At 68.3% G+C, this 5,053-nt stretch carries 4 protein-coding genes; 2 read left to right on the forward strand and 2 right to left on the reverse strand.

The annotated features are described in order from the left end of the window. Window positions 1-1,116, reverse strand: a 1,116-nt coding sequence (locus BRAS3809_RS31180) for a DEAD/DEAH box helicase (RefSeq protein ID WP_035659707.1), incomplete at its 3' end; no start/stop codon positions are given. A 171-nt stretch (window positions 1,117-1,287) separates the two neighbouring features. Further along, window positions 1,288-1,800, reverse strand: a complete 513-nt coding sequence (locus BRAS3809_RS31185; protein WP_008965999.1) for a Spy/CpxP family protein refolding chaperone — start codon at window positions 1,798-1,800, stop codon at window positions 1,288-1,290. 113 nt (window positions 1,801-1,913) lie between these two features. Between BRAS3809_RS31185 and BRAS3809_RS31190 the strand changes: the two genes are divergently transcribed. After that, complete coding sequence (locus tag BRAS3809_RS31190) at window positions 1,914-2,393, forward strand: DUF6789 family protein (RefSeq protein ID WP_008966000.1); 480 nt, start codon at window positions 1,914-1,916, stop codon at window positions 2,391-2,393. A 922-nt stretch (window positions 2,394-3,315) separates the two neighbouring features. After that, the coding region (locus BRAS3809_RS31195) for a hydantoinase/oxoprolinase family protein (protein WP_035659710.1) at window positions 3,316-5,053 on the forward strand (1,738 nt) is incomplete at its 3' end.

The following is a 5,053-nucleotide window of genomic DNA, read 5'->3' on the forward strand; positions in this document are numbered from 1 at the left end:
CGGCGCCGTTCCCCAGACGGCCTCGATGCCCGCGAGCTTGAGCAGCATCTCGGCGCGGCGACGGCGCGCCGGCGGCACCAGGAGCACGCTGACGCCCTTGCGCCCGGCCCGTCCGGTGCGGCCCGAGCGATGCTGCATCACCTCGGGATCGTTCGGCAGCTCGGCATGGATGACGAGATCGAGATTGGCGAGATCGATGCCGCGCGCGGCGACGTCGGTCGCGACGCAGACGCGCGAGCGGCCGTCGCGCAGCGACTGCAGCGCCATGGTGCGCTCGTTCTGCGTCAGCTCGCCCGACAGCGCGACCACCGAGAAGCCGCGCTCCAGCAGCGCCGCCTGCAGATGCCGGACGGCCTCGCGGGTGTTGCAGAACACGATCGCGCTCGGCGATTCGTGGAAGCGCAGCAGATTGACCACGGCGTGCTCGGCATCGGCGGCCGCGATGCGGATCGCGCGATACTCGATGTCGGCATGCCCGCCCTCGTCGCCCTCGACCTCGATGCGGAACGCGTCGTCCTGATACTGCTTGGCCAGCGCCACGATGCCGCGCGGAAACGTCGCCGAGAACAGCAGCGTCCGGCGCGCCGCCGGCGTGGTCTGCAGGATGAACTCCATGTCCTCGCGGAAGCCGAGATTGAGCATCTCGTCGGCCTCGTCGAGCACCACCGCCTTGAGCTCCGAAATGTCGAGCCGGCCGCGCCGCAGATGATCGCACAGCCGCCCCGGCGTGCCGACGACGATGTGGGCACCCGCTTCCAGCTCGCGCTGCTCGCGCCGCGGATCCATGCCGCCGACACAGGAGACGACCCGCCCGCCCGCATGCTGATAAAGCCACGCCAGTTCGCGCTGCACCTGCAGCGCCAGCTCGCGCGTCGGCGCCACGATCAGCGCCAGCGGCGCGGCGGCCGGACCGAAGCGCTCGGCCTCGCCCAGCAGGTTCGCCGCCATCGCCAGCCCGTAAGCGACGGTCTTGCCCGAGCCGGTCTGCGCCGACACCAGGAGGTCGCGATCGAGCGCGTCGTCGGCGAGCACGGCGAGCTGGACGGGGGTGGGATTTTCATAGTTGCGCTCCGCCAGGGCGCGGGCCAGCGGCGGAGAGGTCACGGGAAAGGACAATGGGAAACCTCGTTTCGATCCGGCTGCTTTACGCCATGCCACGCCGGAACACGAGGGCCGTGAACGTCAAACGACAGCTTTGCCCGGGGCATCCAGACTGTCGGCCGAGCCGCTGCGGCACGCCCAGGGGCGCGAGACGCGCGCTGAGCGCGCGCCTCGTTCGTGCCTCTCCTACTCCTCCTCGCTCCACGGCCAGTGCCAGCGGTGCCAGCCCCAGTTGCGCGGACCGCTGGCGTCCATCGCCGCCTTCTGCTTGTCGTCGAGCGAATCGTACAGCGCCTGGAACGCCGGCCGAACGATCTTGATCGCCTGCTGCATCGCGTCGAGACGCTGCTCCGCGAGCGCAAGGCGCTCGGTCGCCTTGGCCGGTGGAGTCGTCGGGCAGTCCTTGGTGATCAGCTCGGCGGCCTTGGCCGAGGCCGCCTTGAGATCGTCGAGCCGCGCCCGCTGCGTGTCGTTGGGCTTGATCGCACTTTCGATCTGGGACAGCCGCCATTCGGCGAACCCGGCCATGCGGGGATTGCAGAGAAAGCCGAAGCCGCGTCCCCCCATCATTCCCGGCCCCATCATCATGCCCGGCCCCCAGCCGGGCGGTCCGCCTGCACCCGGCTGGGCGAAGGACGGAGCAACGACGGCCGTCACGACGGTTGCGGCCAGCACCAACGCGCGTGGCTTGAATGGCATCGGGAAACTCCCTTGACGTGGCATCAATGAGTTCGTGCAAGCTAGGCGGTCAACGCGTTCGCGGAGTTGAGCAGGATCAACGGAACCATGATGCGCTTCGGCGAGATGACCCGATGACCATGAAGCGCAGCTATCGCTGGATCGCATCGTCGCTGCTGGCGTCGGGCTGCGGGACGCTGGCGCATATGGGGCTGATGGAGCTCAAGTCCGGCCTGCACATCCTGCCGCAATTCGATCCGGCGTCGGCGCTGCTGGCGGCGCTCTCGCCGCTGTTCGCCAATGTCACGCATGTGCACGCGCCGCTCTGGCTGCTCTCGCAGCTCAACGGCGCCTTCCTCATTGGCCTGTTGTTCGGCTATTTCTTCCACCGCCTGCCCGGGCGGAGCGGCCTCGCCAAGGGCTTTCTGCTCGGGCTTGCCGGCTGGCTGCTGCTCGGGCTCGGGCTGTTTCCGGCCATCGGTCTCGGGCCGCTCGGCATCTCGCTCGGCCTTGGCGCGGGCCCGGCCGTGTTTTCGCTGGCTATGGTCGAGGCCTATAGTCTGGTGCTCGGCGTGGTCTATGCGGCCCTGCAGCGACCGGCTCAAGGAGATTGAACCGCGGTTGCGCGCCGGGTCTCCAGGTGGCGCGGGGCCGCTCGCTCATTTCGACAAAGTCGAATTTTACTCTTTCGCTTTCTCGGAAATCATGTATGATCCGCGCGTCCCGCCCCATGCAGAGGGACGTACGCGTCGTCACGAACGTCGGGGTGGGATGCGGTGCCGCTGATCAGGCCGGATGCGCGTCGAGCGCAGACGACCGGCATGGTTGCGGACGTGAAGTCGCAGCGTCCTGATACCCCGAAGCTGGTATCCCCCGCGCAATGCGCGAGCATTGTCACGGCATGGTGGCCAACAAGCCCGGCGCACCAGGGAGACTGCGTATAAGCGTGAAGACACCGCGCAGGGAATGCCGGATGCTCGGCTGAACCTGTGGTACCTGCCGCCTGCATTTTTTTCGCAGGCGGGCCATGGGTGAGGCCTTCACCCGGCATTCCCTGCGCCCTCTCATCCGTGAGGGTGACGTGATCGCAGAACTCGGGCGGATCGTGCCGCGGGAATGCGAACGTATGTCTATGAGCACGTCCGCACGCGCACCCATCTCCGATGTCGTCCCGGACAAGCCGTGGCGCGCGTCAGCGCGACGCGGCGCCGATCCGGGACCCATACTCCGCGGCGGACATGAGGCGGAAGATCTGAAACGACCAGCCTGCCCCGAACCACTCCCTGTCGTTATGGGTCCCGGCTTTCGCCGGGACGACGGCGGAGCGGATGATCGGCACCGATGCCTTGATGTGACGTCAAGCCGATGTCGCGACCGAACAACGACATCATCGGTCCGCGAGATTGAGCGCGCTCATGACCACGACCTCGAGTCCGCGCCGCACAAAACGCAAAGCAGCAACACACATCTCCGCTGGCCTAATGGCATGGGACTTGCTCAAATCGCACATCAATTCGTCGCTTGCGGAGACATGGAATGCTTGAAGGAGCCGAAGTCCGGCTGGCCGTCGACATCGGGGGCACGTTCACCGATCTCGTTCTCGACATCGGCGACCACCGCCGAACCCGCAAGCTGCTGACGACGCCGACGCAGCCGGAGCAGGCCGTGCTCGACGGCGTCGGCCTGATCCTCGCCGACGCCAAGGCCCGCATCTCCGATATCGACGTCTTCATCCACGGCACGACGCTCGCAACCAACGCCATCATCGAGCGGCGCGGCGCCAGGACGGCGCTGATCGCCACATCCGGCTTCCGGGATGTCCTGGATATTGGAACCGAGAGCCGCTACGACCAATACGACCTCTCGATCGACAAGCCGAAGCCACTGGTGCCGCGCGCCCTTCGCTTCACCGTGCCCGAGCGCGTCGATGCCCATGGCGACGTCAGGCTGCCGCTCGATGAAGCGGCGGTACGCGCGCTTGTTCCGCAGTTGCGCGCGCAAAATGTCGCCAGCGTCGCCATCGCCTTCCTGCACGCCTACGCCAACCCTGCGCATGAGCGTCGCGCCGGCGAGATCCTGGCGGAGGACATGCCCGGCGTGTCGATTACGCTGTCCTCGGCGGTGTGTCCCGAAATCCGGGAGTACGAGCGCACCTCGACAGCGGTCGCCAACGCCTATGTGCAGCCGCTGATGGACTCCTATCTCGCCCGCATGGAGCAGGCGCTGCGGATCAAGCAGTTCCGCGGCGCGATCTATCTCGTCACCTCGGGCGGCGGCGTCACCTCGATCGAGACCGCGCGCCGCTTCCCGGTGCGCCTCGTCGAATCCGGCCCCGCCGGCGGCGCGATTTTCGCCGGCCAGATCGCCGCGAGGCTCGGCGAGCGCAAGGTGCTGTCGTTCGACATGGGCGGCACCACCGCCAAGATCTGTCTCATCGAAAACTATCAGCCGGAGAGCTCGCGCGTGTTCGAGGTCGACCGCGCCGCGCGGTTCCTGAAGGGCTCGGGCCTGCCGGTGCGCATCCCCGTCATCGAGATGGTCGAGATCGGCGCCGGCGGCGGCTCGATCGCGCACATCGATGCGATGAAGCGCGTCACCGTCGGCCCCGAGAGCGCCTCGTCCGAGCCGGGCCCGGCCTGCTACGGCCGCGGCGGTCAGCGGCCGGCCGTGACCGATTCCGATGTCGCACTCGGCATGATCGATCCCGACGCCTTCGCGGGCGGCACCATCAAGCTCGATCCCGAGCTGTCGAGACAGGCCCTGCTCCGCGACGTTGGGGCGCCGCTCGGGCTCGATGCGGAGACCGCGGCCTACGCCGTGCACGAGGTGGTCTGCGAGAACATGGCGAGCGCGGCGCGCGTCCATGCCGTGGAGCGCGGTGCGGTCATCGGCCAGCACACGCTGATCGCGTTCGGCGGCGCCGCGCCGCTGCATGCCGCCCGCGTCGCCGAGAAGATCGGCGTCGCCAGGGTGATCGTGCCGTCCAACGCCGGCGTCGGCTCGGCGGTCGGCTTCCTCGCCGCGCCCATCGCCTATGAGCTGGTGCGCAGCCGTCACGCCCGGCTCGACGATTTCGACACGGCGCTCGTCTCCAGCCTGCTGCAGGAGATGGCGGATGAGGCCCGCGCGCTGGTCGAGCCGGGCGCGGCCGGTGCCCCGGTGCGCGAGCGCCGCGCGGCGTTCATGCGCTATGTCGGCCAGGGCCACGAGATCAGCGTCGAGCTGCCGAACCGTGCTCTGACGGCGGAGGACCTCCCTGCCCTGCGCACGACCT

Source organism: Bradyrhizobium sp. STM 3809, from assembly GCF_000239795.1.
GTDB lineage: Bacteria > Pseudomonadota > Alphaproteobacteria > Rhizobiales > Xanthobacteraceae > Bradyrhizobium.

Bases quoted from the DNA above. Each gene is read 5' to 3' on its own strand.
- BRAS3809_RS31190 (WP_008966000.1), top strand. From the start codon at position 1,914: ATGACCATGAAGCGCAGCTATCGCTGGATCGCATCGTCGCTGCTGGCG.
- BRAS3809_RS31185 (WP_008965999.1), bottom strand. From the start codon at position 1,800: ATGCCATTCAAGCCACGCGCGTTGGTGCTGGCCGCAACCGTCGTGACG.